This window comes from Streptomyces malachitofuscus (assembly GCF_055571035.1).
In genome coordinates, this window is the sequence record NZ_JBVIGA010000014.1 from 100,262 (window position 1) to 125,519 (window position 25,258).

The following is a 25,258-nucleotide window of genomic DNA, read 5'->3' on the forward strand; positions in this document are numbered from 1 at the left end:
GTCAGCCCAGCAACTGCTCCACGACCACCGCGATCCCGTCGTCCTCGTTGGAGGCCGTCACCTCGTCGGCCACCGCACGCAGGTCCGGGTGGGCGTTGGCCATGGCCACGCCGTACGCGGACCAGGCGAACATCGGCAGATCGTTGGGCATGTCGCCGAAGGCGATCGTTTCCGTGGCCTTCACGCCCAGCCGGCGGGCCGCCAGTGACAGCCCCGTGGCCTTCGACAGGCCCAGCGGGAGCAGCTCGACGATGCCCTCGCCCGCCATGGTGACGGTGACGAAACCGCCCGCGGTGCGGGTGGCGGCCTCGGCGAGCTCGTCGGAGGTCAGGTCCGGGTGCTGGATGTACAGCTTGTTGAGGGGCGCCGCCCACAGGTCCGACGCGTCCGTGAACGGTGTGGCGGGCAGCGCGCCCACGACCTCGTAACCGGGGCCGACCAGCACCTCGCCGTTCAGGCCGTCGCGACTGGCCGCCAGGTGCAGCGGTCCGACCTCCGCCTCGATCTTGGCGAGCGCCACCCCGGCCAGCTGGCGGTCCAGCGTCACCGAGGTCAGCAGCCGGTGCGCTCCGGCGTCGTACACCTGGGCGCCCTGGCCGCAGACGGCCAGACCCGTGTAGCCGAGGTCGTCGAGTATGGGGCGCGTCCAGGGCACCGCGCGGCCGGTGACGACGATGTGCGCCGCGCCCGCCGCGGTGGCCGCGGCGAGCGCGTCACGGGTGCGGCGGGAGACCGAGTGGTCGTCCCGCAGCAGCGTGCCGTCGAGATCGGTCGCGACGAGCCGGTAGGGGAAGCCGGCGCTCACTTGGTGACCGGTTCCAGGAGCTCCCGGCCGCCCAGGTACGGACGCAGGACCTCCGGCACGCGGACCGAGCCGTCGGCCTGCTGGTGGTTCTCCAGGATCGCCACGATGGTGCGCGGTACGGCGCACAGCGTGCCGTTGAGCGTGGCCAGCGGCCGCACCTTCTTGTCCTCGCGCACCCGGATCGACAGCCGGCGCGACTGGAACTCCGTGCAGTCCGAGGTCGAGGTCAGCTCGCGGTACTTGCCCTGGGTGGGGATCCACGCCTCGCAGTCGTACTTACGCGCGGCTGAGGAGCCCAGGTCGCCCGAGGCGACGTCGATCACGCGGAACGGCAGCTCCAGCGACGTCAGCCACTGCTTCTCCCACTCCAGCAGCCGCTCGTGCTCCGCCTGCGAGTCCTCGGGGGCCACGTACGAGAACATCTCGACCTTGTCGAACTGGTGCACGCGGAAGATGCCCCGGGTGTCCTTGCCGTGCGAGCCGGCCTCGCGGCGGAAGCACGGCGAGAAGCCCGCGTACCGCAGCGGCAGCCGGTCGGCATCGATGATCTCGTCGCTGTGGTAGGCGGCCAGCGCGACCTCGGACGTGCCGACCAGGTACAGGTCGTCCTTCTCGAGGTGGTAGACGTCCTGCGCGGCCTGGCCGAGGAAGCCGGTGCCCGCCATGGACTGGGGGCGGACCAGCGCGGGGGTCAGCATCGGCGTGAAGCCGGCCGCGGTGGCCTGCGCCATCGCGGCGTTCACCAGGGCGAGCTCGAGCAGCGCGCCGACGCCGGTCAGGAAGTAGAAGCGCGAGCCGGAGACCTTTGCGCCACGCTCGACGTCGATGGCGCCGAGGATCTGGCCGAGTTCCAGGTGGTCCTTGGGCTCGAAGCCCTCGGCGCCGAAGTCGCGTGCGGTGCCGTGCGTCTCCAGCGTGACGAAGTCCTCCTCGCCGCCGACGGGCACGTCGGGGTGGACGAGGTTGCTCAGCCTGAGCAGGAGGTCCTGGGTCTCGGTGGCGGCGGCGTCGCGGTCGGCGTCGGCGGCCTTCACGTCGGCCTTGAGCTGTTCGGCCTTCTTCAGCAGCTCGGCCTTCTCGTCACCGGCCGCCTTGGGGATGAGCTTGCCGAGCGACTTCTGCTCGGCGCGCAGCTCGTCGAAGCGGACGCCGGACGACCTGCGCCGTTCGTCGGCAGACAGGAGGGCGTCGACGAGCGCGACGTCCTCTCCACGGGCGCGCTGGGAAGCGCGCACACGGTCGGGGTCCTCACGAAGCAGGCGAAGGTCAATCACGCGGTCAAGGCTACCGGTGCGGGATGACCACCCACGACTGACTATTGCCAGAAGACGGTTCACGGTCCGTTATGGGAAAAATGCACATTGTGTCCGCAGGGGTCAATAAAGGACGCCCCTCCCCTGGAACGGGTCAGTCGCAGGGCTTCCGGTTGACTGGAATCCCTTGTGCGGAGCGGGACTTGGGGCCCGCTTGTCCACAGGAGTCCCCACCCTGGCGAAAGTTATCCACAGGGTGTGGGGAAGGTCTGTGGACTTCGGAATTGATCACTCCGAAACACCGGTCACCTGCCGAGGATTCCCAGCACAAACCCCCTCCAGCCCTACTTTTGAGTGGAAAGAGTTCCCTCCAAAGGGTTGACCAAAGGAAAAGGATGGACGAAGGGGAAGTGCGGCGCGATGAGCGTGATCATCGCCTGAAGGGTGATTTGTCGACCGAATCAGGCTTCGGTGTCGACTTGTCCCCAGGTCGAGAAGCGGACCTGTGGATAACTCCTGTGGATAACGACAATCGGCAGGTAGGACCGGGCGCCCTGGGACACCGTTCTCCCTCAGAACCGGCCGTCCTGGCAACGCGCCACCCAGTCCGCCGCATCCCCGAACTCCTTGTCCGACGTCCCGGGGAACGGAGGCCGCACCTCCCCCGGCCGCACATCCGCACGCGGATAGGAACCGAGGTAGCGCACCTGGAGGCAGATCCGCTTGAGCCCCGTCAACGCCTCCGCCATCCGGCGGTCCGAGATGTGCCCCTCGGCGTCGATGCAGAAGCAGTAATTGCCGATTCCGGCACCGGTCGGCCGGGACTGGAGCAGCATGAGGTTGATGCCCCGCGTGGCGAACTCGCCCAGCAGATCGCGGAGCCCACCGGGGTGGTCGTCGCGCTGCCACAGCACGATGGAGGTCTTGTCGGCACCGGTCGGTGCCGCCGGCCGGGCGGGGCGGCCCACCAGGACGAACCGGGTCTGGGCGTTCTCCGCGTCGTGGATCTCCGTCTCGAGCGCCTCCAGGCCGTACCGGGCCGCCGCGAACTCACCGGCGAAGGCGGCGTCGTACCGGCCCTCCTGGACCAGGCGCGCGCCGTCCGCGTTGGAGGCGGCCGACTCCCAGACCGCGTCCGGGAGATGCGCCTTCAGCCAGTTGCGCACCTGCGGCTGCGCGGCCGGGTGGGCGGTGACCGTCTTGATGTCCGACAGCTTGGTGCCCGGACGGACGAGCAGCGCGAAGGTGATCGACAGCAGCACCTCGCGGTAGATCATCAGCGGGGCGCCGGCGACCAGTTCGTCGAGGGTGGTGGTGATCCCGCCCTCGACCGAGTTCTCGATGGGGACGAAAGCGGCCTCGGCCTCGCCCGCCCGCACCGCGTCGAGCGCGGACTGCACGGACACGTAAGGGATCAGCTCACGGGTCGCCGCCTCGGGAAGCGTGCGCAGGGCGACTTCGGTGAAGGTGCCCTCAGGGCCGAGATACGCATAGCTCGCTGGCATGTCCTCACCCTAATGGGCCCGCGCCGAGGGCAGCCCCCGGAAAGCCCTCAGGGGTGACTCCGGGCCGTTCTCACCCCTCCAGCAGCGCCTGGCCCACATAATCTCCCTCCGCCGCGCCGCCCGGAACCGCGAACAGCCCGCTCGCCTCGTGCCGGACGAACGGGGTCAGGGCGTCGCCGCGGTCCAGTTTGCGCTGCACCGGCACGAAGCCGCGCAGCGGATCGGCCTGCCAGCAGATGAACAGCAGACCCGCGTCCGGCACCCCGTCCGTGCCGATGCCGTCGTGGTACGAGAACGGGCGGCGGAGCATCGCCGCCCCGCCGTTCTGGTCGGGCCGGGTGATCCTCGCGTGCGCGTTGATGGGCACGACCAGATTGCCCTGGGCGTCGGTCTTCTCGAGGTCCATCTCCGACGTCTCGGTGCCCCCGGACAGCGGAGCCCCGTCGGACTTGCGGCGCCCGATGACGCCCTCCTGCTCCTTGACGGACAGCTTCTCCCAGTCGTCCAGCAGCATCCGGATACGGCGTACGACCACGTAGGAGCCGTTCGCCATCCAGGTGGGCTCGCCCTTCTCCGGTACGAAGATTCGCCGGTCGAAGTCGGAGTCGGCGGGCTTGGGATTGCGGGTGCCGTCGACCTGCCCCATCAGATTGCGGGCGGTCATGGGGTGAGCGGTGGCTCCCGGCGAGCGGTTGAAGCCGTTCATCTGCCAGCGCACCCTGGCGGCCGAGCCGGCGTCCTTCTGGACGGCGCGGAGGGCGTGGAAGGCCACAAGGGCGTCATCAGCGCCGATCTGCACCCACAGGTCGCCGTTGCTCCGCGCCTTGTCGAGGTGGTCGGAGGAGAAGTCCGGCAGCGGATCCAGGGCGGCCGGGCGCTGCTTCTCCAGCCCGGTGCGTCCGAAGAAGCTGTGTCCGAAGCCGAAGGTGAGGGTCAGAGAGGAGGGACCGGCGTCGCGGGCCACGCCGGTGTCCGCCTGTGCACTCGGCTCGCCCGCCATCAGCCGGCGGGCCGTGTCCGACCAGCGGCGCAGCAGTGCGGCCGCCTCCTTGCGGCCGGCGCCGGGCGCCAGGTCGAAGGCGATGAGGTGGCCCCGGGCTTGGAGCGGCTGAGTGATGCCGGGCTGATGTTTCACGTGAAACGGCACCTGGCCCTCGCCCACCGAGGTCAGCGGAGTGGCTCCGGCGGGCGCCGACGCGTATCCCACGGCTCCGCCCGCCGCCCCCAGGACGAGCCCGGTGGCGCCCGCCGTGCCGAGCAGCCGGCGCCGGGAGATGCCTTCCCGGGCGGTCCGGCCGGACTCCTCCGGGAGCGCCGCCGGAGTACGGGTCTGCGGAATGGACTGGTCAGCCATGGTGGTTCAGCCGATCTGCGCGTTCTTCGAGACGGTCACCTGGTCGATGTCGGAGGTGCGCACCGTCACCTCGATCGTCCAGTCACCCGCCATGGGGAGCTGCACTCCGCTCGTCGACCAGTGCCCGGTGGTGATGTGGTCGGGGACGACGGGCAGCGGCCCGATGTCCTTGGCGGAGAGGGTGAAGGCGACCTTCACCTCGGGAATGTCGACGGGACGGCCGTCCGGGCCGTCGACATGGACGTGCATGACGTTGTCGCCGACCCGGGCGGGCTCGAGGTCGATCGAGACGACACCCTTGCCGTTCTTGCCGCCGGTGTCGAAGGGCATGGTCAGGGTCACCGCTCCGGTGCCCTGGCCGGTGGGGGCGGACGCGGAGGACGAGGAGGAGGCGGCCGCCTTGGCCTCCTGCTCCGTGCGTCCCGGCTCGGTCTGCGTCAGCACGGTCGTGACGGCGAGCAGGACGACGGCGACGCCCGCCTCGGCGAGGACGGAGCGCCGCAGACCGGAGCGGTGAGGGTCGGCGTCCCGCAGCCGCTTCTGCCGGGCGGTCTCCATCGCGGCCCGCTGCCGGGCGAGCTGAGCGGCCCGCGCGGAGCCCGCTCCCGAAGCCTCACCGTCCCCGGACTCCGCCTTCGCGCCCTCGGTCTTCCCGGTCCGCCCGGCGGCGGCGACACCCGCCCGCGCCTCGGACATCCCCCCGTCGGACTGTTCCGCGGCCTGCGCGGGCACGGCATCCGCGGGTGCCTCCGCCAGCCGTGCGGTCCACCGCCGTGAGACGGAGGCGATCCCCACCAGCACCACCACCAGCCCGATCTTGACGAGGAGCAGCTGCCCGTACCGGGTGTCGGTGAACGCCGACCAGGAGCCCAGCTGCCGCCAGCTCTGGTAGATCCCGGTGACGACCAGGGTGACCACGCTGCCGAAGGCGAGCCGCGAGAACCGCTGGACGGCGTCCCGGCCGACCGGCGTCTCGGCGGGCGCCCGGAAGAGGGCGACGAGCAGCGCGGTGAGCCCGCCGAGCCAGGCGGCGACGGCCAGCAGGTGGAGCACGTCGACGGGCATGGCGACACCCGGCTGGAGCCCCTGGGAGGCGTGCTCGGACATGGCCCAGCTCGCAGCGAGCCCGGCCGCCACCACCGTGCCCCCGATCGCGAGCCCGAAGGAGAGGTCCCGCTTCTCCTCGTCCTCCCGCTTGTCGTAGGCGCCGAACAGGACCGCGATGAACAGCGCCGCCGCGGCGAGCAGCAGCAGCCGGGAGACCAGTGCCGCGCCCGTCTTGGTCTGGAGCACGTCCCCGAGCAGCGACAGGTCGAAGATGTCGCCGGCCTCCCCGGACGTGGTGTAGGAGCCCCGCAGGAGCAGCAGGCCCAGCGTGGCCGCGGTGAGCGCCAGCCATCCGGAGACCACGAGCCGCTGCACCGCCCGGACCCCGGAACCACGCCCCCAGCAGGCGAGCACGAACGCCGCCCCGCCGGCCAGGACCACGAAGCCGGCGTAGGAGACGTACCGGCCGAAGCCGTACAGCAGGCCGACCAGGCCGTCGTCGGAGCCCTGCGCCGAGACCGGGACGGACGTCTCGGACGGCGCGCCGATGGAGAAGGTGAAGGCCCCGGCGACGGGATGGCTGTCCGCCGACACCACCTGGTAGGCCACGGTGTACGTGCCGTCGGGGAGCCCGCCGACCAGCCCCACGGTGTAGGTGGTGCCGCTCGGGTTGGCGGGGTCGCCCTTGTCCACCCGTTTGCCCTTGGGGTCGAGCACCCGCACGGCGTCGTCGCTGACCGCGATCTGCTCGGAGAAGGTGAGCGAGACCTGGGTGGGTGCCGTGTCGACCACCGCACCCCGCTCGGGGTCGCTGCCGGTCAGCGCGGCGTGCGCGGACACGGGAGCGGCTCCGGCGAGGAGCGCGCCGGTGACGGCCAGGAACAGCAGCACCAGGGTCCGCACGCGGGGGGCGATGGTCTGGGTCACAGGGGTGTCTCCCTCAGTGTCCGGTCTTCGGGGTGTAGGTGGCCGGTTTCACCGGAATCTCGACCGTGACGGGGGCGGACCGTTCGAAGCGCAGCTCGACCGAGACGTGCTGACCCTGCTTCGGCTTCTTCTTCAGCTGCTCGAACATCAGATGGTTGCCGCCGCTCTCCAGCACCAGGCTGCCGTGGGCCGGGATGTCGAGGGCCTCGACCTCCTGCATGGCGCCGTCGACCGTCTCGTGCACGGTGACCTGGTCGGCGACATCGCTGCTGACCGAGGTCAGCCGGTCCGCGGCGTCGCCGTCGTTGGTGATCGTGAGGAAGCCGGCGGCCATGTCCGACACCGGCTGGGGCATGTACGCCGAGCCCACGGACAGGTCCGCCGTGCCGTCGCCGGAGCTTGAGCCGTCCGAGCCGCCGCATCCGGCGAGGGCCAGCGCTCCGGCGACGGCCACGGCCGCGGCCGCCAGACGCCTCACGGGTTCTCCCCCTTGATGATCTTGGGAAGGTCCTTGGTGTAGTCGTCCACGGTGGCGTCCTCTCCGTAGAGGACGTAGCCGCCGTCGGTCTTCGGGGAGAAGGCGATGACCTGGGTGCCGTGGTCGGAGACGGTCTTGCCGTTGTCGTCCTTGCGCGGCGGATCGATCGAGACGCCGATGCTGCGGGCCCCGGCCTGGATGGTGTCGAAGTCACCGGTCAGGCCGACGACCTGGGAGTCGATGCCCTTGATCCACTTGCCGAGCGCGGCGGGCGTGTCCCGCTCCGGGTCGGTGGTGACGAACACGATCCGCAGTTCGTCCTGCTGGTCCTGGGGCAGCTGCTTCTTGGCCACCGCGATGTTGTTCATGGTCAGCGGGCAGACGTCGGGGCAGTGGGTGTAGCCGAAGTAGATCAGCGTGGGCCGGCCCGCGGTCTCCTCGCGGAAGTCGTACTTCTTGCCCCGGGTGTCGGTGAGGACGAGGTCCGGCTTCTCGAAGGGCTTGTCGAGAACCGTGGCCGCCTTGTCCGAACCTGCCTCCTCGGACACCACGGATACGGGCTTGCCGCTGTCGCCGCTGCCGCTGCCGCAGGCGGAGAGGGTGAGGGAGGCGACGGCGAGCAGGGCCGCGGCCGCGAAGGTCTTCTTGCGCATGGATGTTCCTGAAGGTGAGTGCTCCGGCGCACACCGGGGGCCACGGTGGCCGTGGACGGCCCCGGTGCGCGCCGTTGAACGAGAGGAGGAGGATCAGGCGGTCGTGCGCCGGCGCCCGGCGAGGACGCCGTAGGCGACGCCCGCGGCGCCGACCACGATGCCGACGACACCCAGGACACGGGCGGTGGTGTCGGTGCCGCCGGAGTCGCCCTCGTCGGAGGCGCCGGTGGTCTCGGCGGAGGCGTTCTCGGCCTGCCCGGCGTCGTCGGTGGCCTTGTCGTCGCCCGAGGCGCCGTGGTGGTCCCCGGAGGCCTCGGAGAGGGCGAGCACGGGAGCCGGGTGCTCCGGCTCCTCCTGGCCCTCCTGCGGCACCTCGATCCAGCGGACGACCTCCTTGTTGGAATACGTCTGCAGGGCCTTGAAGACCAGTTCGTCGGCGTCCTCGGGCAGCGTGCCCACGGACACCGGGAACTTCTGGAAGAAGCCGGGCCGGATGCCGTCGCCCTTGGCGGTCCAGGTGACCTTGGAGACGGCCTCGTTGATCTTCTTGCCGTGCATCTCGAGCGGCTTGTCCAGCTTGGACGTGGTGACCTTGACGTCCCAGCCCTCGACCGGCTGGGGCATCACCGACGTCAGCGGGTGGTCGGTGGGGAAGGTGATCTCGAGCTTGGTGGTCGAGGCGTCGTCCCGCTCGTTGGGGACCTTGAAGCCGACGGTCGCGTAACCGCCCTTCGCCGCCTGGCCCTCGGGCTGCACGCTGACGTGGGCGAGGGCCGGGGAGGACACGGCGAGGACGGCGACACCGGCGACGGCACCGGCGGCGGCGATACGGGAAGCCTTCATGGCAGAAGCACTCCGCTTCGATGGTGGTTTCACTGACGGTGAGGGAAGCGCCTCGTGTGCGACCGCAGGGGGTCCTTACAAGGACGCCCCGGACGCACACCGGCGACGGAACGCACCCGCGCGTGCCGACGCCGGCGCCCCGCTCCTCCCCCCGGGGATCCGGCAGTGGCGGAGTGGTGGTCGCGTCAGGCGGCGAGAGCGAGTGCGGTGACGGCGGCGGGCGGGCCCCGGCGGATCACCGTGTGCTGGAGGACGGGAGTCCGGGGCACGGGGGGCGCGAGCAGTGCGGTACGCGCCGCGCGCGGCATCCCGTCGGGTGCTCCCGGGAGCCCGGCGCGCAGGGCACGCACCAGGGCGAGCGCCGCGCGGAGGGACCGTACGAGGGTGCCTTCGGCGACACCGTGCGCCGACAGTTCGGCCAGGCGCAGCAGGGCCAGGTCGCCGCGGCGCAGCAGCCACCCCGCGGCCGTCGCCGCGAGGAGGTGGCCGAGCAGCATCGGAAGCGACGGCAGCAGGGCCGCCGGGGACTCCCCGGCGGCCGACAGGGCGTCCGCCGCGTGGGCGTCCGCTCCGCCGGGGTGGATCCGCGCGTCGGTGAGGATGCGCTCGGCCCGTGCGGGGCTGATCCCCGCCGCGGTGGTCCCGCACAGCAGCCGCGCCGCCTGTTCGACCAGCGCGGCATCGGAGAGTGCGGACGACGAACCCGTGCCGGGCGCGCCGTGCTGTCCCAGGCCGAAAAGCGTGTGCAGTGCCGTCTGGCCGAACGCCAGCGTCGCCGCGATGCCCGGCAGCGACCGGGTGCGCCCCGCGAGGGGTGCGGCGACCGCGACCGCCCCGGCGAATCCCGCGCCCAGCGTCCACAGCGGAACGGCGTCGCAGGAGGCGAGCGTGTGACCTGCCCCGGCCAGCACGACGCAGACCGCGGCGAACACCGCGGCCCGCAGAATCCGGAGTCCTCGTCCGGAGCGCATCGTGCGCCGGTGGGGGGCAGACATGGCGGCCTCATCATCGCACCGCCCGCCCGGCCGCCGTACGGCAGGTCCGCAAGATGCGGTACGACCGGTAGATCACCTCTGCCACGGGGTGTCCCACATACACGGATCGGATCCGTCGCACACCCGCCATATGGGCGGTGTCACGTCAACTCCACGCTTACGAGCGACGACTCAGGGCAATACGTAACGGTATGTCGAGCCGCAGCCAGGAGGCTGGAGCATGAGCATCTGGTGGTCACTCCATCTGCGGCGCGATGCCGCCAGTGTGCCGCTCGCCCGGCGCCTGCTGCTCGGCACCATGGAGACCGCGGGTGTCGACCCCGACATCTCCTACGACCTGTCCGTCGCCCTCAGCGAGGCGTGCGCGAACGCGGTCGAGCACGGCGGGAACGCCGCGTGCGGCGGCACTTCGGAGGCGTACCGGGTGACCGCCTATCTCGACGGGGAGAAGTGCCGTATCGAGGTCGCCGACGCGGGTCCCGGTTTCCCCGCCGCGGCAGGGGCGCCCGCCCGTCCGCCGGCCCGTCCCGCGGCGTCGGACGCGGAGCACGGCCGGGGGCTGTGTCTCATCCAGGAGCTGGCCGACCACGTGCACTTCGGCAACAAGCCGGGACGGGGCGGCGCGGTGGTGAGCTTCGACAAGATCCTGAAGTGGCGCAAGGACGCGCCGCTGGTGGCGGTGTAGCGACGGCCGGGCACGCGCGCGCGTGCCCGGCCGTCGTCGTGCGGTGCGTCAGCCCTTCAGGCCCGCCATCCACGCCTCGACCTCGTCCGACCGCCGGGGCAGTCCCGCGGACAGGTTCCGGTTGCCGTCCTCGGTGACGAGGATGTCGTCCTCGATGCGGACGCCGATGCCCCGGTACTCCTCGGGCACCGTCAGGTCGTCGGCCTGGAAGTACAGGCCCGGCTCGACGGTGAGCACCATGCCGGGCTCCAGCGTGCCGTCGACGTAGGTCTCGGTCCGCGCGGCGGCGCAGTCGTGGACGTCCATGCCGAGCATGTGACCGGTGCCGTGCAACGTCCAGCGGCGCTGCAGCCCCAGCTCCAGCACCCGCTCCACGGGCCCCTCGACCAGGCCCCACTCGACGAGCCGCTCGGCCAGCACACGCTGGGCGGCGTCGTGGAAGTCCCGGTACTTGGCGCCCGGCTTCACCGCCGCGATGCCGGCCTCCTGGGCGTCGTACACGGCGTCGTAGATCTTCTTCTGCAGCTCGGTGTAGCGGCCGTTGACCGGCAGGGTGCGCGTGACGTCGGCCGTGTAGTACGTGTGCGTCTCCACGCCCGCGTCGAGCAGCAGCAGGTCGCCGGAGCGCACCGGACCGTCGTTGCGCACCCAGTGCAGGGTGGTGGCGTGCGGGCCGGCGGCGCAGATGGAGCCGTAGCCGACGTCGTTGCCCTCCACCCGGGCGCGCAGGAAGAACGTTCCCTCGATGTAGCGCTCGCTGGTCGCCTCGGCCTTGTCGAGGACCTTCACCACGTCCTCGAAGCCGCGCACGGTGGAGTCGACGGCCTTCTGCAGCTCGCCGATCTCGAAGTCGTCCTTGACCAGCCGCATCTCGGAGAGGAAGACGCGCAGCTCCTCGTCCCGCTCGGCGGTGATCTTGTCGGTCAGCGCCGCCTCGATCCCGGCGTCGTACCCGCGTACCACCCGGACCGGGCCGGTGGCCTCGCGCAGCGCCCCGGCCAGCTCGCGCACGTCGGAGGCGGGGATGCCGTACAGCTTCTCGGCCTCGGTGAGGGAGTGCCTGCGGCCGACCCACAGCTCGCCCTGGCCGTCCAGCCAGAACTCGCCGTTCTCGCGGTTGGACCGGGGCAGGAGGTAGATCGTCTCCCGGTGACCGTCGGCCGTGGGCTCCAGGACGAGGACGCCGTCCTCCGTCTGGTTGCCGGTGAGGTAGGCGTACTCGACCGACGCGCGGAAGGAGTACTCGGTGTCGTTGGAGCGGGTCTTCAGGTTGCCCGCGGGGACGACCAGACGCTCGCCCGGGAAGCGGGCGGACAGCGCCGCGCGGCGTGCGGCGGCCTCGGCGGCCTGCGCGACCGGCGCCAGACCGCGCAGCTCGGTGTCGGCCCAGCCGCTCTTCATGTTCTCGGCCAGCTCGTCGGACACGCCCGGGTACAGGCCGTTCTTGCGCTGCTTGACGGGCTCCTCTTCGGCAGTCTCCGGGGTCTCCGGCAGCTCCTCCGCCACGGTCATCCTCCTCGATACGGCACTGGACCACCCCCCATCGTACGGTCGGGCGGAAACGGACGAACCGGTGAAGGGCCTGTTACCGAGGCCGTGGGGGAGCCGGGCGGACCGCGGCCGTGCGCGGCTACTCGAACCGTGCCGCCAGCAGCACCACGTCCTCCGTGGAGTCGCCGGTGTCCGCCCCCTCCGGCAGCACCGCGCGCAGGACGTGGTCGGCGATGGCGCCGGGGTCGCGGCGCAGCGCCCTGGGCACCCCGGCCGCCGCGGCGTGCAGCCGCGCGAAGGCACGGTCCGTCGGGTCGCCCGTACGGTGCAGCAGCCCGTCGGTGTAGAGCAGCACCGTCTCCCCCGGCTCCGCCTGGACCTCCACGCTCGGCGCCTCCCAGCAGGCGAGCATGCCCAGCGGGGCGGAGACCGAGGTCTCGACGAACTCCGTGCGGTGCTCCCCGAGCAGCAGCGGCGGACTGTGCCCGGCCCCGGCGAGCGTGATCCGGCGCAGCGCGGGTTCGCAGTAGCCGAACAGGGCGGTGGCCGACCGGGCCGGCTCGGTGAGCCGCAGCAGCAGTTCCAGGTCGGACAGGACGGCGACCGGATCCTCGCCCTCCATCACGGCGTACGCGCGCAGCGACGCCCGCAGCCGCCCCATCGCGGTGACGGCGCTGGGCCCCGACCCGGTGACGGACCCGACCGCGAGGCCGAGCGCGGCGTCCGGCAGCGGCAGCGCGTCGTACCAGTCGCCGCCCCCGCGCGGGGAGGTGCGGTGCCGGGCGGCGAGCTGGACGCCGGCGACGCGGGGGAGCCGGGAGGGCAGCAGTTCCTCGGCCATCGTGGCCATGCGCGTGCGGGTGCGCTCGAGTTCGAGGAGCCGGGCCAGGTGCTCGGCGGCGTGGCGCGCATACAGACCGATGAGGTGGCGTTGGCGCTCCGACGGTTCGGCGGGCTCGTCGTAGAGCCACACCGCGGCGCCCAGGCGGTCGGCGGCCGCGGTGGCGAGGGGGAGGGCGAAGCTGGCGGCGTAGCCGAGGCGGGCGGCGACCTCGCGGTGGCGCGGGTCGAGTCCCTTCTCGGCGAGCAGATCGGGCTCGGCGATGCCGTCGTCGGCGCCGGGCAGCCCGTCGAGGATCCTGCCGTACGGCAGGGAGGCTCGCGGCACCGTCTCCATGTGGCCGAGGTCCGAGCGGGCCAGTCCCAGGCCGATGGTGGTGACCGGGCCGAGTCCGTCGGCGGGTTCCAGGGCGACGAGGCCGCGCCGCGCGCCGACCAGTGCGGCGCCGGCGCGCAGCAGTTCCTGGAGTGCGTCGTCGAGCGTGCCGGCGCGGACCAGGCGTTCGGTGAGTTCGTGGAGGGTGGTCAGGTCGGAGACCCAGCCGGCGAGACGGTCCTGGAGCAGTGCGCCCGGCGCGTGGTGGGGGTTTGCCGCAGGGGCCGGTGAGGTACCTGGGACGGGCGCGACAGTGTGTGCCGGTGCGGGAACCGTAGAATCGATTCCGGCCACTTTCGGAGGGTGCGGGGCGTTCATGGCGTCCGGCTTTCCGACCGGTACGTACTGCTCAAAAGCATCGCAAACCCCCATGTCATTCTGCGTCGCCGGCAGTGTCTCCACATGTACACGTACTCGTGAGGAGATGTCCAGCATTGTCCTGCTGGGATTCCTGGTGTCCGTGGGACTGAAGGGAACTCCCCGCAGACCCCTTGCCGAAAAGCGAAGTTGGCTTGAAACTGCCTCAGGGGGAGGCATATTGCGGTCGACTGGCCTTGCTCGACGGAAGCGTCACAGCGGTCGTGATGGGTACGTACTCGGTGAAGGCCAGGGGTGGTGGGAAACCGCTCGGGAACCTGGCGACGGACCCGGGCGTCTTAACCACCGACGACCGTGCCCCATCCTCCCGTGGCGGAGGCGGAGAGAAACACGCGCGACGGTAAACGCCAGACTTCGCCACCCCCACGCCACGCCGTACTTCTGATAGACGCAGTATGGGTGGAACGGCCGCGGAGGCAGCCCAAGCTCGGCCCATAGGGGTTCCCCCTGCCCGGCGCGGGGGTGTGATGCGCCAACAGGTACGCACAGTGAAGTGATCGACACATGACGTGATGTGGACCACGGTGTTGCCAGGCGTGCAACGGAAAGGAACGAGCGCTCATGCGCGAGATCCTCGGAAGGCGACGCAGGCTCCTGTCCCGACGCGGCGACGGAGGGCCTGAGCTGATGGGCGCGGCCCTGACCTACGCCGCGCAGTGGCAGTGGCCCGTACTCCCCGGCGTGGCGGCCGACCCACAGGGCCGGTCCCGCTGCGGCTGCCCCGACCCCGAGTGCACAGTGCCGGGCGCCCACCCGTTCGACCCCGGGCTCCTCGCCGCCACCACCGACGCCCGCATGGTGCGCTGGTGGTGGAGCAACCGGCCGACGGCGCCCGTCGTCCTCGCCACCGGAGGCAGGGCCCCGTGCGCGGTCTCGCTGCCCGCCGTGCCGGCCGCCCAGGCCCTGGCCGCGCTCGACCGCCGGGGCATGCGGCTCGGGCCGGTCGTCGCCTCCCCCGACCGCTGGTCGATCCTCGTGCAGCCGTACTCCATGGAACAGCTGGGCGAGCTGCTCTACGCCAAGGACTTCGTCCCCGGCTCCCTGCGCTTCCACGGCGAGGGCGGCTATCTCGTCCTGCCCCCGTCCGAGACCGCACAGGGCGGGGTCCGCTGGGAGCGCGCGCCGCTGCCCGGTTCGGCCACACCCTGGGTGCCCGGTGTCGAGGCCGTGGTGGACGCCGTGGTCGAGGCCCTCACCCGTACGGGTGTGAGCGCGCCCGAGATGTAGCGGCTGCCGGCGCGTGCCGCGCCCGGCCGGCCGTCCCGGGCGGCTATCTTCCCGGGGCATGCCGCGTCATGCCGGGGACCGCGCCCGGGCCTTCCGAAGAGCTCGTCCGCTTGTCCTCGCGGGCTTCGCGGCGGCCTGCGCGTTCGCGCTGCCGTCGGTGGTGGAGTCCGTCGGCCAGGCCGACCGCCGTGCCGCCCCCGGGTCCGCGGGCCCCGCTCCTGCGGTACGGTCCGCCCCGCGCGGCGACGGCACGGCTCGGACGCCGGCTGCCGGTGCCCCGGCGCCACCAGGCCCGCACCTGTCCACCGCCCTGCGCTGCGGTCCCGTGCTCTCCTCCCCCGACGGCATCGAGGCGCAGACCTGTGTGGTGGCGCAGGGCGAGGAGGTGTGGGCGCGGACCTACTACCGCAACGCCACGGGTGAGCAGCGGGCCGCCGGGCTGAGTCTGATGGGGCCCGGCGGCCGTACCGTGCGGACGCACTGTGCCGTGGACGCCGGCGACGAGCCGGCCCTGTGCGAGACGCCGCGCGGGCGCGGCAGCGGAGGCCTCGCTCGGTACACGGCCGTCGCCGAGTTCGCGCACCGCGCCGGGCAGGGGCGGCTGTTGCTGCGCTCCGGGAGCAACTGAACGGCCGGGAGGAGCCGTTGACCGGTGGGGGACGAGACGCCGGTCGGCCGGAAGGGCATTCCGGTCCGGCGGGAACGAGCGGTCGACCCGTGGTCGCGCCGAGGGAGCGGGGACCGGCAGGCAAAGACCCGGTTGCTGGCGACGGGGGATGCACCAGCAACCGGGCTACTGGAACGGTAACAAGAGATCCGCGGTTCGCAAATTCGATCTCGGCCTTTCCGGTCACCGACTGGCTTGTCCGCGCCGGGAGTTACGCATGGGGCGGGTGGTGCACGCCCGGGCGGTTCCGCCGGCCGGCCGCCGGCGGAACCCGCTGTCGCGCCGGTGCCTCAGCTGAGGGTGACCTGGCGGTTCGTCAGGCCCCCCCGCGCGCGGCGCTCGTCCGCGGTGAGCGGAGCGTTCGTGGCCAGGGCCTCGGCGAGCCGCTCGGCGAACTCGGCCGCCGGCTTCTCCACGTCCTCGGCGCCGACGCCGCTGGGCAGGTCCCAGACCGGCACGGTGAGCCCGTGAGCGCGGAAGGAGCCCACCAGACGGGTGCCCTCGCCGAGGGAGGACCGCCCCGCCGCGTGCAGCCGCGCGAGAGCGTCCAGAAGCTGCTCCTCGGGATGCGGCATGACCCACCGCAGATGGTTCTTCTCGGGCGTCTCGCACCAGTACGCGGAGTCCACACCCGACAGCTTGACCGTCGGGATGGCGGCGGCGTTGGCGCGCTCCAGGGAGGCGGTGACGTCCGGCGTGGCGTTCTCCGGGTCCGGGACCCAGAACTCGAACCCGCTGTGCACCACCGGCTCGAAAGCGCCCTCGGGTGCCAGCAGGTCCTGCAGCCGGGGACCGTCGGCGGGGGCGCGCCGGGCCTGCACCGGCGTGCCCGGGTCGGCGCCGAGCGCGCGCTGGAGGGTGTCGGCGAGATCGCGGCTGATGTCCCCGGAGGAGGTGTCGTTCTGCAGGCCGAGCAGGACCGAGCCGTCGTCGCGGCGCAGCGCCGGCCAGGCCATCGGCAGCACCGTGGCCAGCGTGACCGACGGGATGCCCTCGGGCAGTCCGTCCTTGAGCGTCAGCTCGACGGTGGCGGCCGGCACCAGCTCGCGCAGCGCCACCCAGTCGCACTCGCCGGGCAGACCCTCGAAGGGGCGGTGCACCAGCTCGGTCACGGCGTGCGCGGCGGCGCGGCCGTGGCAGGCCTTGTAGCGGCGGCCGCTGCCGCAGGGGCAGGGCTCGCGGGCGCCGACGACCGGGATCTGCCCGTCCGTGAGCTGCGGGCGCTTGGCCTTCGTCTGGGGTCGCTTCTTGGCCATCGTGGGTGTCTCCCGGTTACGGCTCGTCACGTACGGCGCGAGCCTAGCCGTTCGTGCCACGGCCGTCGGGAACCTGTGGACAACGTGCCGGACCGTGAACCCCGCGGGCCCCGCGGCCGGCGGGCCTCGGACCACCCCCGCCCTCGCGCCCGCCCGTGGCCGGTGAGCCGTCAGCCCAGGTCGTCGAAGACGTCCGCGAAGTCCAGCCCCGGTATGCGGGAGACTGGGGGAGCCGTCACGCGTGCGGCGAAGTCCTCGCGCCGGTGGCCGGCCCCGGCATCGGGGTCGTGGACGTCGTCGTGGACGACGACCCACACCGTGACCTCGCCCGGCACCTCGTCGCGCACGCCCCAGTCGTCGGCCAGCGCGGTGATGATGTTGAGCCCGCGGCCGCCGTGCGCCGTGACCGACGGGGTGGCCGGCGCCGGGCGGGTCGGACCGCCGCCGTCCGTGACCTCGACGACGAGCCGGCCGCACGGATCCACCCGCCAGGCTGCCCGTACGTCGCCGTCCCCGGCCAGGGCGTCGCCCAGGGGCCGGCCGTGCTTGCACGCGTTGCTCAGCAGTTCGGAAAGAATCAGTACGGCATCGTCGACGACCGAGTCCGGCACGCCCCCGTCGCGCAGTTGCGTGCGCATACGGCGCCTCGCCTTCCCCACGCCCGCAGGGCCATGGGGTACGGCCATGCTCGACGACGTGGGCACCTCCTGTGCCACCACCAACGCCACCCCCGAGACCTCCTTCGCCCCACGCCACGGTGTGGATGCCCCAATGGCCTGAACCGGAAACCGGCCAATCCATGAGCGGTGACGCACTCGGAACGAGCGAATACGCACCGAACGCGCCGGAGCACTCCCCGTAGCCGTGTGGCTGGAATTCGTCGGTGTGGCCGAGATGTGAGGATGCTCCCGCCCGGAGCGCGCGGTCAAGACGCCTGCGGGGAATTTCCGGGGCGGATGGGGAGGGTGTGACAAGAGGGGATCACCGCGCGGTCAGCGTCCGAGCCGGTCGAGTACCGCGCGAGGACGGTTGGTGATGATGGCGTCGACGCCGAGGTCCACGCAGAGGTCCACGTCCTCCGGTTCGTTCACGGTCCACACGTGCACCTGGTGGCCGGAACGCTTGAGGCGTTCGATGCACGCCGGGTGACTGCGCACGATACGGATCGAGGGGCCCGCGATCCCCACGCCGACGGGCAGCCGTCCGTCACGCAGCCGCGGTGTGACGAACTGCGTGAGGTGGACCGTGGGCAGCGTCGGCGACGCGGCCTGTACCCGGTGCAGCGACCGCGCGGAGAAGCTCATCACGCGCACCGGCGAGTCCTCGGGGGCGGCGGGAGCGTCCAGGCCGAACCGCTTGAGCAGGACCAGCAGCCGCTCCTCCACCTGCCCCGCCCAGCGCGTGGGGTGCTTGGTCTCGATCGCCAGCTCGACCCGGCGCCCGGCGTCGGAGACGAGCTCGAGCAGCCGTTCCAGGGTGAGGACGGAGGTCGCCTCCCGGTCCTCCGGGCGGTGCTCCCAGTCGGGCTCCTCGACGCGTGGCCCTCCCGCGGGGTCACGGCTCTTCCACGAGCCGAAGTCCAGGGCCGCGAGATCGGAGAGCTCGAGCGCCGACACCGCACCGCGCCCGTTGGACGTACGGTTGATACGGCGGTCGTGCACGCACACGAGGTGGCCGTCGGCGGTCAGGCGCACATCGCATTCGAGCGCGTCCGCACCGTCCACGATCGCCTTGCGATAGGCGGCCAGGGTGTGTTCCGGGGCGTCCTCGGAGGCCCCGCGGTGCGCGACGACTTGGGTCGGGTGCTGCCGTGCGTGGGTCACCGCGTCATGGTGCCACCGCGCGCGCGTGGACGAGCGCTCGGAGTGGGGTGAACGGTGTCGGCGTCCGGTCGGAGGCATCGCGTTGGCGCGCCTTACGTGAGTAATGCCCTATATAAAGAATGACCCCGGACCCACAGGAACGGCTTATGGTGCCCTGACGGCCCGTGGGAAAAGCTGACGTCATACAAAGGGACATGCACAGCTGCATCGCGCCGGACTCGTGGACGTGCGTGAACGAGCGGGACCGAGTGCGACCGAGAACAACAGCCGTGGATCGAGGAGAGAAGCTGTGAGCACCGAGAACGAGGGCGGCGCGGTACCCCCGGCCCCGTCCGCACCGCCGCCCGCGCCGGTGGATGCTCCCGCTGCTTCGGCGCACCAGGGTTACCAGGCCCCGGGGGCGGCTCCGGGCCCGACCGCACCGCCGCCCGCGGGCGCGCAGGCAGCGGACGCCCAGGGACACGGCACGGCCCCGCAGCAGCCCCCGACGGCCGAGAGCGCGTACGGCCCCCGGGACGGCGACGGGACCCAGGAGCCCGCCTCCCACGGCGCCGCGCCCGCCGGCCCTCCGTCCGGGGCCCACTCCTCCGCCCCCGATGCCTCCTGGCCCCCGCCCCCGCCGCCGGCCACCCCGTCGTACGGCGACGGCGGCGCGGGACACGGCGGCTGGGGCTCCGCGTACCAGCAGCCGGCACCCAAGAACGGCGGCGGGCGCGGGCGCATGATCGCCGCGGTCCTGGCGGCCGCGCTGGTCGCGGGCGGCGCGGGCGGCGGCCTCGGCTACACGCTGGCCAAGGAGAACGACAGCAGCGGTTCGACGACCGTGTCGTCGTCCACCAGCGGCGGCAACGTCAAGCGCGACCCGGGCACGGTCGCCGCCGTGGCCTCCAAGGCGCTGCCCAGCACGGTCACCATCGAGGCCGAGAGCAGCAGCGGTGAGGGCGGCACCGGCACGGGCTTCGTCTTCGACAAGCAGGGCCACATCGTCACCAACAACCACGTCGTGGCGGAGGCCGTCGACGGCGGCAAGGTGACGGCGACCTTCCCCGACGGCAAGAAGTACGACGCCGAGGTGGTCGGCCACGCACAGGGCTACGACGTCGCGGTCATCAAGCTGAACGACGCCCCCTCGGACCTGAACCCCCTTCCCCTCGGCAACTCCGACGAGGTCACCGTCGGCGACTCGACCATCGCGATCGGCGCGCCCTTCGGCCTGTCCAACACGGTGACCACGGGCATCATCAGCGCGAAGAACCGCCCGGTGGCCTCCAGCGACGGCAGCGGCAGCCAGGCCTCCTACATGAGCGCCCTGCAGACCGACGCGTCCATCAACCCCGGCAACTCCGGCGGTCCGCTGCTGGACGCGCAGGGCAATGTCATCGGCATCAACTCCGCGATCCAGTCCACCAGCAACGGAGGCTTCGGCACGGGCCAGGCCGGCTCCATCGGCCTGGGCTTCGCCATCCCGATCAACCAGGCCAAGTACGTCGCCCAGGAGCTGATCAGGACGGGCAAGCCGGTGTACGCCAAGATCGGCGCGTCGGTCTCCCTGGAGGAGACGACGGGCGGCGCGAAGATCACCGAACAGGGAGCGGGCGGCTCCGAGCCCGTCGACCCCGGCGGCCCCGCCGACAAGGCCGGCCTGAAGCCCGGCGACGTCATCACCAAGCTCGACGACCGGGTCATCGACTCCGGCCCCACCCTGATCGGCGAGATCTGGACCCACAAGCCGGGCGACGAGGTCACGATCACCTACGAGCGCGGCGGCAAGGAGCGCACCACGGAACTCACCCTGGGCTCCCGCGTGGGCGACAGCTGACCCCACCCCCGGACCCCGGACCCGTTACCCTTGTCCCCGCGCCGCCGATCACCGGCAGGCGCGGGGAGGTGTGCCCGAGCGGCCTAAGGGAACGGTCTTGAAAACCGTCGTGGCAGCGATGTCACCGTGGGTTCAAATCCCACCGCCTCCGCGCGATGAGCAGTGAGAACGGCCCCCGACCTGGAAGTTGGTCGGGGGCCGCTCGCATGCCCGTACCCCGCGACTCCCCGCCGTTCCCTGCGATTCCCCGCTCGACCGGGTACGCGCGGGGCACGGAAGGGGCCTGCGCGAACGGCTATCGGGAGATCGGAATCTCGTAGACGATCTCGCAGAGCGCGGCGGGCACGACGATGTCCGCGGTCTCCACGGGGCGGCCCTGGTCGCTGTAGTACGTCCGCTGGATGTGCGTGACGAGTGAGCCGCCAGGTCGACCGCGACGCGGACTGGTTCGTGCGTTGGCCGGCGTTGTTGGTTCAGGCACAACCCATGGACGAAGCCGCTGGTCAACCCGGTCTTGTCAGCCAGATCGGTGAGCAGACGAGGCGCTGGCCAGGAGATTGTGTCAGGAGCCTTCTAACGGTCGTCTCAGCTTCGCTCGGTACGAAGGTCATCGTCAGATGAGCGAGGCAACGCGTGTGTAGGACTGAAGTATCTCGCAGACGGATGCCGTACGGATACCACACCACACAAACACCTGAAGAGAGACTGACATGAAGTCTATGGGACGTCGCGGCTTTCTGGCCGCTGCCACGGCACTCGGCGCTGGTGCCGGCTTGTCCGCGTATGCCGCCGTTTCGGCAGTGGACGGGAACAATACTCCGAACAAGACTTCGGACAAGACTTCGGACATTGCGTTGCGAGACCGGGACCTGCCCTTCATCGGCACGGAGGAGACCTTTACGACTCCCGCGTTGTTGAAGCTGAACTCCATCAATCAGGACCACATAGCGTTCCTCGAGGAAATTGGCCTTTCTGATCTGGGTCAGCGCCGCATCGGCGATATGGATGCGGGGGGACTCGACGTTCAAATCCTCTCGGCTCATACACCCTCCGTGCAAAATGTCCCTGGACAGAGGGGCATCGACCTTGCCTATCGTCTTAACCGGCAACTTGTAGACGGGCCGATCGCCAAATATCCGGGCCGCTTCAAGGCTTTCGCCACCTTGCCCTTGCAGAGCCCGGAGGCGGCGGCGGACGAACTGGAACGCTCGGTTCGCGAAGATGGCTTCCTGGGCGCACTGACCAACGGACACATCGCGAAGAAGTATCTCGACCATCCCGATTTCGAGCCGGTGCTGGCCCGTGCCGTTGCTCTCGATGTGCCGATCTACCTGCATCCCGGCTATCCAGCTGACGAGGTCTTCGAGATCTACTACAGCACCACACGGTCCCAATACACGGAAGAGTTCCAGGACTACATTTTCAGTGGGTCTGGATATGGCTGGCACCAGGAGGTGCTGACCCAATGCATTCGGATGATCGCGTACGGGGTTTTCGACAGATTCCCCAAACTGAAAATCATCATCGGCCACATGGGCGAAGGTCTTCCCTTCTACTACGAGCGGATCGCCAATGACATGGGCGAGCCGACCGAAAACTCGCTCGAGAAGCCCTTCGGGCAATACTTCCAGGACAACTTCTGGGTCACAACCAGCGCATTCCCCCAGACCGAACTGCTCGATCTCCTGCTGAAGTACATAAGCGTGGATCGAGTGATGTTCGCAACCGACTACCCGTTCGCGGACATAAAGGAGCAGACCGACTGGTTCCGTGGAGTCGATTTGCCACGCGAAGACAAGGAAAAGATTGCGTTCCGAAATGCAGAGAAACTGTTCGGAATGAAAGTACCCGTGAAGTGATACGCCGGCGTGCGCGGCTGGGTTCGCGGCTGTTCGACGGTGCGGGGGGCCGTGATGGTTCCTCGGGTGAGCAGGGGTCGGCGGCCCGGCAGGCTCTCAGGGCCGTCTTCAGGTCGAGCAGGTTCCACGGTGGCATGCCGGCGGCACCGCAGCCGTCACTGACAGCGGGTGCGGAGGCGGCCGGGTCCTGAGGCGCCGGGTCAGGACGCTGCGCGCAGGAGGCGGAGTTGGCCGATCTCCGCGGCGTTCTTCATCAGTTCGGCGTTCACCCAGGCGGCCATGTGGGCCTTGGTGTGCGCCGGGTCGTCCGGCCAGGGGAAGGGGGCCGTGGCGTCCAGGTCGGCGTCGGTGAGGTCGTCCAGGAGCGCGAGCCATTCCGTGCGCAGGGTGCGCAGCCGGTCGACGGTGGGGGCGCCCTCGCCGGGCCAGACGATGTCGGTCCGCTCCCGGGGCCGGCGTCCCCGGGCGTGGTCCAGCGTCACGCTCCACCACCAGTCGATGTGCCAGCTCAGCCAGGCGATCGTCGGGACGGGCACGGGGTCCGGTTCGGTGTCCGCCCAGTCGGGGACCCAGGTGCCCTCGGGGGACCGGCGCACCGTCCAGCAGTGCGGGGCGGGCTCCCAGAGGAAGTCCTCCGGTTCCAGGCGCTCCAGGTGGTACTCGAACAACGACCAGGTCAGCTCGAACTGCCAACGGAGCAGGGCCGTCCGCGGGGTGGCCGGCGCAGGCGTGGTCACAGCTCCTCGTCGACGGAGAGTTGCTCCCAGGACAGGTCCCGCAGGGCGGGCTCCGCGTCGTAGCCCGACGGTACGGACGACGTCGGCTGGAACCAGATCACGGTGAGGCGGGAGCGGTACAGGGCGCGGTCGTGGGCCGGGTCGACGGCCTCGGAGCGGAAGCTGCCGACGCAGGTCACGGCGGGCAGCACCTCCACCGGGCCGAAGGCACCCGCGTACTGGTCGGGGTACTCGCGCGGGGGCGGTATCAGGTGGACCGGGACGCCGGGGAAGGCCTGTTCGGCCGTGCGCAGCAGCCCGTCGATCCGGTTGTCGTTGAGGAGCTTGCACGGGTAGCCCTCGAGCAGGCCGCCGTACGTCGACGACATCCGCAGCTCGGAGAGGTCGACCGAGCGGCCGGAGGTGAGGGCGACGCGGGTGAGTGCCATGGTCGGCACTTTAGAGCGGTGGTGCATCCGGGGCTTTCGGTTTTTGGGCGGGGCGAACGCGGTCAGGGGCGGTGGGACGTCATGCGGGCGGCCGACGCGATCGTGGCGCGGGCCTCGCGTTCGGACAGGCCCGTGCTGACGGCGGCGTCGACCAGGGGGTCCACCAGGGCGGGGCCGATGCCGTCCTCGTAGGCACGGCAGGCCGCCCAGAACAGGCGGGTGTTGCGCCGGCCCTCGTGCGCCGCGAGGACGAACTGGACCAGACCCTGGCCGTGTCCGCCGGTGGACGGGGGCGTCGGGTGGTGGGCTCGGGGCGGCGGGAGGAGCAGGCGCAGGAGGGCGGGCGGACAGGTGGCCGGGGCGAGGTGTGCCGTGCCGGGCTCGGTCGTGTACGTGCCGTGGGCGGTGCGGGAACCGGGGCCGACGAGGTAGCCGCCGGCGCCCCGGATGTCGATGCCGGGGGCCAGGCGGCCGGCGGAGTTGGGGACGACGACGTCCGGCGGGCCGCTGAGCCACAGGTGGCGGCCGCCGCTCGGGGTCAGGACGACCACCGTGGCGGGGATCGTGAACAGGTGACGCAGCGCCAGTTCGCGCAGGGCGGCGGAGGAGTCCGTGCCGGTCTTGGTGTCCAGGTCGACGCCGATCAGATGGTGCGGGGGAAGACCGCAGGCGATGCCGTAGCCGGTGGCGCGGGGCGCGGCGGCGAACAGCGCGCGGATGCGGGCGGGGTCGGTCGTGGCGTCGTGGACACCGTGGCCGAAGCGGCCGCACTCGCCGTGACAGGTCGGACCCGCCGGGCCGGGGGTGCCACGGTGCGGGGAGCGCAGGGCCGGGAGTTTCGTCCGGGACAGGGGGATGACGGCCAGGCCGCGTTCGGCGGCTGACAGGGCGTGTGCGAGGGCCAGCGTCGTGGCCTGCCGGTCGGTGGTGGCCATGCCTCTATGTTCGTACACATGTTCGAGTATGGGAAGGGGGGTGCGCCACGACGCGCCGGGGCGGGGCAGTCGGCGAGCGTGGTGCCGGAACGCTTCATCCCTTGCGGCGCCCGGGGTGCCGTTGTCCTGGCCGAGGCGCCTTCCGGCTCGGTGGTCGTCAGGGGGTTTATCGGCCGGTCGTCACGCTTGCGTGCGATGGCGGCTTTCGGGACGGTTCGGCGGCGAACCGGTGGGCAACTCTGATCTCGCGACGTCGTGAACAGCACCAGGGCGGGGGGCAACTTCCCTGGTCGCACCCGTACTTCACGCACAGACGGCCGTAGGCCGGTGCGTCCTTGTTCTGGAGGGAACACAACATGGCAAGCATCCGTACCGCCCGCGTCATCGCCGCGGTCTCCGCACTTCCGCTCGCGGCCGCCCTCTTCACCGGCGTCGCGACGGCGGACAACGGCGCCCTCGCGGACGACGGATCGAACGCGTCGGCCACGAGCTCCGCGGCCGACGCCCTCGGCAGCGGTGTCGGCGGCGACAACTTCGGCAACTCGGCCACCGCCCAGCAGCAGGCCACCGGGTCCGGCGCCACGAACCAGAGCAACTCCGCCCAGGTCAACGGTTCGGCGTTCACCGCCGTCAACCAGGGCACGGACAACGTGGCCATCAGCTTCACCCCGCTGTGGTGGTGAGGCCGGGCTCCTGACCGTCCGGGTGTGTGCTTCGTGGGGTGCAAGGCGTCTGCGCGGCGGTGCTTCGGTGCCGCCGCGCAGGCGTTTCGCCGCGGTGGCGCCGCTCCGGCGTCCTCCGGGTACCGCGCCGGCGGCCCGCGTCCCGCGCGGCTTCGTCAGGGGCCGACCCGCAGTACCCCTCATCCTCTCGTCCA

23 protein-coding genes and 1 tRNA gene are annotated in these 25,258 nt (G+C 71.4%); 7 read left to right on the plus strand and 17 right to left on the minus strand.

The window, feature by feature from the left end; all coding sequences use genetic code 11:
- Position 1: 1 nt before the first annotated feature.
- The 9 genes from ACZ44S_RS21250 to ACZ44S_RS21290 all read right to left on the minus strand — a co-directional run bounded on the left by ACZ44S_RS21250 (position 2) and on the right by ACZ44S_RS21290 (position 9,860).
- Positions 2 to 805 (minus strand): HAD family hydrolase, encoded by an 804-nt coding sequence (locus ACZ44S_RS21250; RefSeq protein ID WP_466931316.1) that lies wholly within the window; start codon positions 803 to 805, stop codon positions 2 to 4.
- Complete coding sequence (gene serS / locus ACZ44S_RS21255; RefSeq protein ID WP_466931318.1) at positions 802 to 2,079, minus strand: serine--tRNA ligase; 1,278 nt, start codon at positions 2,077 to 2,079, stop codon at positions 802 to 804. Before serS ends, ACZ44S_RS21250 begins: the two co-directional genes overlap by 4 nt.
- 551 nt (positions 2,080 to 2,630) lie before the next feature.
- The gene (gene pheA / locus ACZ44S_RS21260) at positions 2,631 to 3,563 is read right to left on the minus strand and encodes a prephenate dehydratase (protein WP_466931320.1); all 933 of its coding nucleotides are present in this window, start codon (positions 3,561 to 3,563) and stop codon (positions 2,631 to 2,633) included.
- Positions 3,564 to 3,633: 70 nt separating this feature from the next.
- Positions 3,634 to 4,917, minus strand: coding sequence for an iron uptake transporter deferrochelatase/peroxidase subunit (efeB, locus tag ACZ44S_RS21265; RefSeq protein WP_466931322.1), 1,284 nt, complete (start codon positions 4,915 to 4,917; stop codon positions 3,634 to 3,636).
- Between the two features lie 6 nt (positions 4,918 to 4,923).
- Positions 4,924 to 6,891 (minus strand): copper resistance protein CopC, encoded by a 1,968-nt coding sequence (locus tag ACZ44S_RS21270; RefSeq protein ID WP_466931324.1) that lies wholly within the window; start codon positions 6,889 to 6,891, stop codon positions 4,924 to 4,926.
- 13 nt (positions 6,892 to 6,904) lie between these two features.
- Positions 6,905 to 7,369 carry a copper chaperone PCu(A)C gene (locus tag ACZ44S_RS21275; RefSeq protein ID WP_466931326.1) on the minus strand — a complete coding sequence of 155 codons (465 nt, stop codon included), beginning with the start codon at positions 7,367 to 7,369 and terminating at the stop codon, positions 6,905 to 6,907.
- Positions 7,366 to 8,022 carry an SCO family protein gene (locus ACZ44S_RS21280; protein ID WP_466931327.1) on the minus strand — a complete coding sequence of 219 codons (657 nt, stop codon included), beginning with the start codon at positions 8,020 to 8,022 and terminating at the stop codon, positions 7,366 to 7,368. The genes ACZ44S_RS21275 and ACZ44S_RS21280 overlap by 4 nt, the downstream gene beginning before the upstream one ends.
- Positions 8,023 to 8,115: 93 nt before the next feature.
- Complete coding sequence (locus tag ACZ44S_RS21285) at positions 8,116 to 8,865, minus strand: YcnI family copper-binding membrane protein (protein ID WP_466931329.1); 750 nt, start codon at positions 8,863 to 8,865, stop codon at positions 8,116 to 8,118.
- 185 nt (positions 8,866 to 9,050) lie between these two features.
- Positions 9,051 to 9,860 carry a hypothetical protein gene (locus tag ACZ44S_RS21290; protein ID WP_466931331.1) on the minus strand — a complete coding sequence of 270 codons (810 nt, stop codon included), beginning with the start codon at positions 9,858 to 9,860 and terminating at the stop codon, positions 9,051 to 9,053.
- Positions 9,861 to 10,080: 220 nt separating this feature from the next.
- Between ACZ44S_RS21290 and ACZ44S_RS21295 the strand changes: the two genes are divergently transcribed.
- Positions 10,081 to 10,545 carry an ATP-binding protein gene (locus ACZ44S_RS21295; protein WP_466931333.1) on the plus strand — a complete coding sequence of 155 codons (465 nt, stop codon included), beginning with the start codon at positions 10,081 to 10,083 and terminating at the stop codon, positions 10,543 to 10,545.
- A 48-nt stretch (positions 10,546 to 10,593) separates the two neighbouring features.
- Here ACZ44S_RS21295 and ACZ44S_RS21300 read toward each other — a convergent pair whose 3' ends face one another.
- Together ACZ44S_RS21300 and ACZ44S_RS21305 are read right to left on the minus strand one after the other, a co-directional pair.
- The gene (locus ACZ44S_RS21300) at positions 10,594 to 12,051 is read right to left on the minus strand and encodes an aminopeptidase P family protein (protein ID WP_466931335.1); all 1,458 of its coding nucleotides are present in this window, start codon (positions 12,049 to 12,051) and stop codon (positions 10,594 to 10,596) included.
- Between the two features lie 124 nt (positions 12,052 to 12,175).
- Positions 12,176 to 13,687 (minus strand): PP2C family protein-serine/threonine phosphatase, encoded by a 1,512-nt coding sequence (locus ACZ44S_RS21305; protein WP_466931336.1) that lies wholly within the window; start codon positions 13,685 to 13,687, stop codon positions 12,176 to 12,178.
- 504 nt (positions 13,688 to 14,191) lie between these two features.
- Here ACZ44S_RS21305 and ACZ44S_RS21310 point away from each other — a divergent pair.
- Complete coding sequence (locus tag ACZ44S_RS21310) at positions 14,192 to 14,857, plus strand: bifunctional DNA primase/polymerase (protein ID WP_466931338.1); 666 nt, start codon at positions 14,192 to 14,194, stop codon at positions 14,855 to 14,857.
- A gap of 58 nt (positions 14,858 to 14,915) precedes the next feature.
- Entirely contained in the window at positions 14,916 to 15,485 is a 570-nt protein-coding gene (locus tag ACZ44S_RS21315) for a hypothetical protein (protein ID WP_466931340.1), read from the plus strand.
- Between the two features lie 329 nt (positions 15,486 to 15,814).
- Here the strand turns inward: ACZ44S_RS21315 and ACZ44S_RS21320 are convergent, their stop codons facing one another.
- The 3 genes from ACZ44S_RS21320 to ACZ44S_RS21330 form a co-directional block, all read right to left on the minus strand.
- Positions 15,815 to 16,780: a DUF5926 family protein gene (locus tag ACZ44S_RS21320; RefSeq protein WP_190164535.1), complete on the minus strand. Its 966-nt coding sequence runs from the start codon at positions 16,778 to 16,780 to the stop codon at positions 15,815 to 15,817.
- Between the two features lie 170 nt (positions 16,781 to 16,950).
- Positions 16,951 to 17,595: an ATP-binding protein gene (locus ACZ44S_RS21325; RefSeq protein ID WP_466931342.1), complete on the minus strand. Its 645-nt coding sequence runs from the start codon at positions 17,593 to 17,595 to the stop codon at positions 16,951 to 16,953.
- Positions 17,596 to 17,772: 177 nt separating this feature from the next.
- On the minus strand, positions 17,773 to 18,603 hold the full coding sequence (locus ACZ44S_RS21330; protein ID WP_466931344.1) for a glycerophosphodiester phosphodiesterase: 831 nt from the start codon (positions 18,601 to 18,603) through the stop codon (positions 17,773 to 17,775).
- 289 nt (positions 18,604 to 18,892) lie between these two features.
- On the opposite strand from ACZ44S_RS21330, the gene ACZ44S_RS21335 reads away from it, so the two are divergent.
- From ACZ44S_RS21335 to ACZ44S_RS21345, 3 genes are all read left to right on the plus strand, one after another.
- Positions 18,893 to 20,422: a S1C family serine protease gene (locus ACZ44S_RS21335; protein ID WP_466931346.1), complete on the plus strand. Its 1,530-nt coding sequence runs from the start codon at positions 18,893 to 18,895 to the stop codon at positions 20,420 to 20,422.
- Between the two features lie 64 nt (positions 20,423 to 20,486).
- Positions 20,487 to 20,573, plus strand: a tRNA-Ser gene (locus tag ACZ44S_RS21340).
- 559 nt (positions 20,574 to 21,132) lie between these two features.
- On the plus strand, positions 21,133 to 22,281 hold the full coding sequence (locus ACZ44S_RS21345) for an amidohydrolase family protein (protein WP_466931348.1): 1,149 nt from the start codon (positions 21,133 to 21,135) through the stop codon (positions 22,279 to 22,281).
- A gap of 200 nt (positions 22,282 to 22,481) precedes the next feature.
- Here the strand turns inward: ACZ44S_RS21345 and ACZ44S_RS21350 are convergent, their stop codons facing one another.
- From ACZ44S_RS21350 to ACZ44S_RS21360, 3 genes are all read right to left on the minus strand, one after another.
- The gene (locus tag ACZ44S_RS21350) at positions 22,482 to 23,018 is read right to left on the minus strand and encodes a DinB family protein (protein WP_466931350.1); all 537 of its coding nucleotides are present in this window, start codon (positions 23,016 to 23,018) and stop codon (positions 22,482 to 22,484) included.
- On the minus strand, positions 23,015 to 23,446 hold the full coding sequence (locus ACZ44S_RS21355; protein ID WP_466931352.1) for a hypothetical protein: 432 nt from the start codon (positions 23,444 to 23,446) through the stop codon (positions 23,015 to 23,017). The genes ACZ44S_RS21350 and ACZ44S_RS21355 overlap by 4 nt, the downstream gene beginning before the upstream one ends.
- 62 nt (positions 23,447 to 23,508) lie before the next feature.
- Complete coding sequence (locus ACZ44S_RS21360) at positions 23,509 to 24,381, minus strand: bifunctional DNA primase/polymerase (protein ID WP_466931354.1); 873 nt, start codon at positions 24,379 to 24,381, stop codon at positions 23,509 to 23,511.
- A gap of 356 nt (positions 24,382 to 24,737) precedes the next feature.
- On the opposite strand from ACZ44S_RS21360, the gene ACZ44S_RS21365 reads away from it, so the two are divergent.
- Positions 24,738 to 25,064, plus strand: coding sequence for a hypothetical protein (locus ACZ44S_RS21365; RefSeq protein ID WP_466931356.1), 327 nt, complete (start codon positions 24,738 to 24,740; stop codon positions 25,062 to 25,064).
- Positions 25,065 to 25,258 lie beyond the last annotated feature (194 nt).

Bases quoted from the DNA above. Each gene is read 5' to 3' on its own strand.
- pheA (WP_466931320.1), bottom strand. From the start codon at position 3,563: ATGCCAGCGAGCTATGCGTATCTCGGCCCTGAGGGCACCTTCACCGAA.
- efeB (WP_466931322.1), bottom strand. From the start codon at position 4,917: ATGGCTGACCAGTCCATTCCGCAGACCCGTACTCCGGCGGCGCTCCCG.
- ACZ44S_RS21280 (WP_466931327.1), bottom strand. From the start codon at position 8,022: ATGCGCAAGAAGACCTTCGCGGCCGCGGCCCTGCTCGCCGTCGCCTCC.
- ACZ44S_RS21285 (WP_466931329.1), bottom strand. From the start codon at position 8,865: ATGAAGGCTTCCCGTATCGCCGCCGCCGGTGCCGTCGCCGGTGTCGCC.
- ACZ44S_RS21290 (WP_466931331.1), bottom strand. From the start codon at position 9,860: ATGTCTGCCCCCCACCGGCGCACGATGCGCTCCGGACGAGGACTCCGG.
- ACZ44S_RS21295 (WP_466931333.1), top strand. From the start codon at position 10,081: ATGAGCATCTGGTGGTCACTCCATCTGCGGCGCGATGCCGCCAGTGTG.
- ACZ44S_RS21305 (WP_466931336.1), bottom strand. From the start codon at position 13,687: ATGCTGGACATCTCCTCACGAGTACGTGTACATGTGGAGACACTGCCG.
- ACZ44S_RS21310 (WP_466931338.1), top strand. From the start codon at position 14,192: ATGCGCGAGATCCTCGGAAGGCGACGCAGGCTCCTGTCCCGACGCGGC.
- ACZ44S_RS21315 (WP_466931340.1), top strand. From the start codon at position 14,916: ATGCCGCGTCATGCCGGGGACCGCGCCCGGGCCTTCCGAAGAGCTCGT.
- ACZ44S_RS21320 (WP_190164535.1), bottom strand. From the start codon at position 16,780: ATGGCCAAGAAGCGACCCCAGACGAAGGCCAAGCGCCCGCAGCTCACG.
- ACZ44S_RS21345 (WP_466931348.1), top strand. From the start codon at position 21,133: ATGAAGTCTATGGGACGTCGCGGCTTTCTGGCCGCTGCCACGGCACTC.
- ACZ44S_RS21355 (WP_466931352.1), bottom strand. From the start codon at position 23,446: ATGGCACTCACCCGCGTCGCCCTCACCTCCGGCCGCTCGGTCGACCTC.
- ACZ44S_RS21360 (WP_466931354.1), bottom strand. From the start codon at position 24,381: ATGGCCACCACCGACCGGCAGGCCACGACGCTGGCCCTCGCACACGCC.
- ACZ44S_RS21365 (WP_466931356.1), top strand. From the start codon at position 24,738: ATGGCAAGCATCCGTACCGCCCGCGTCATCGCCGCGGTCTCCGCACTT.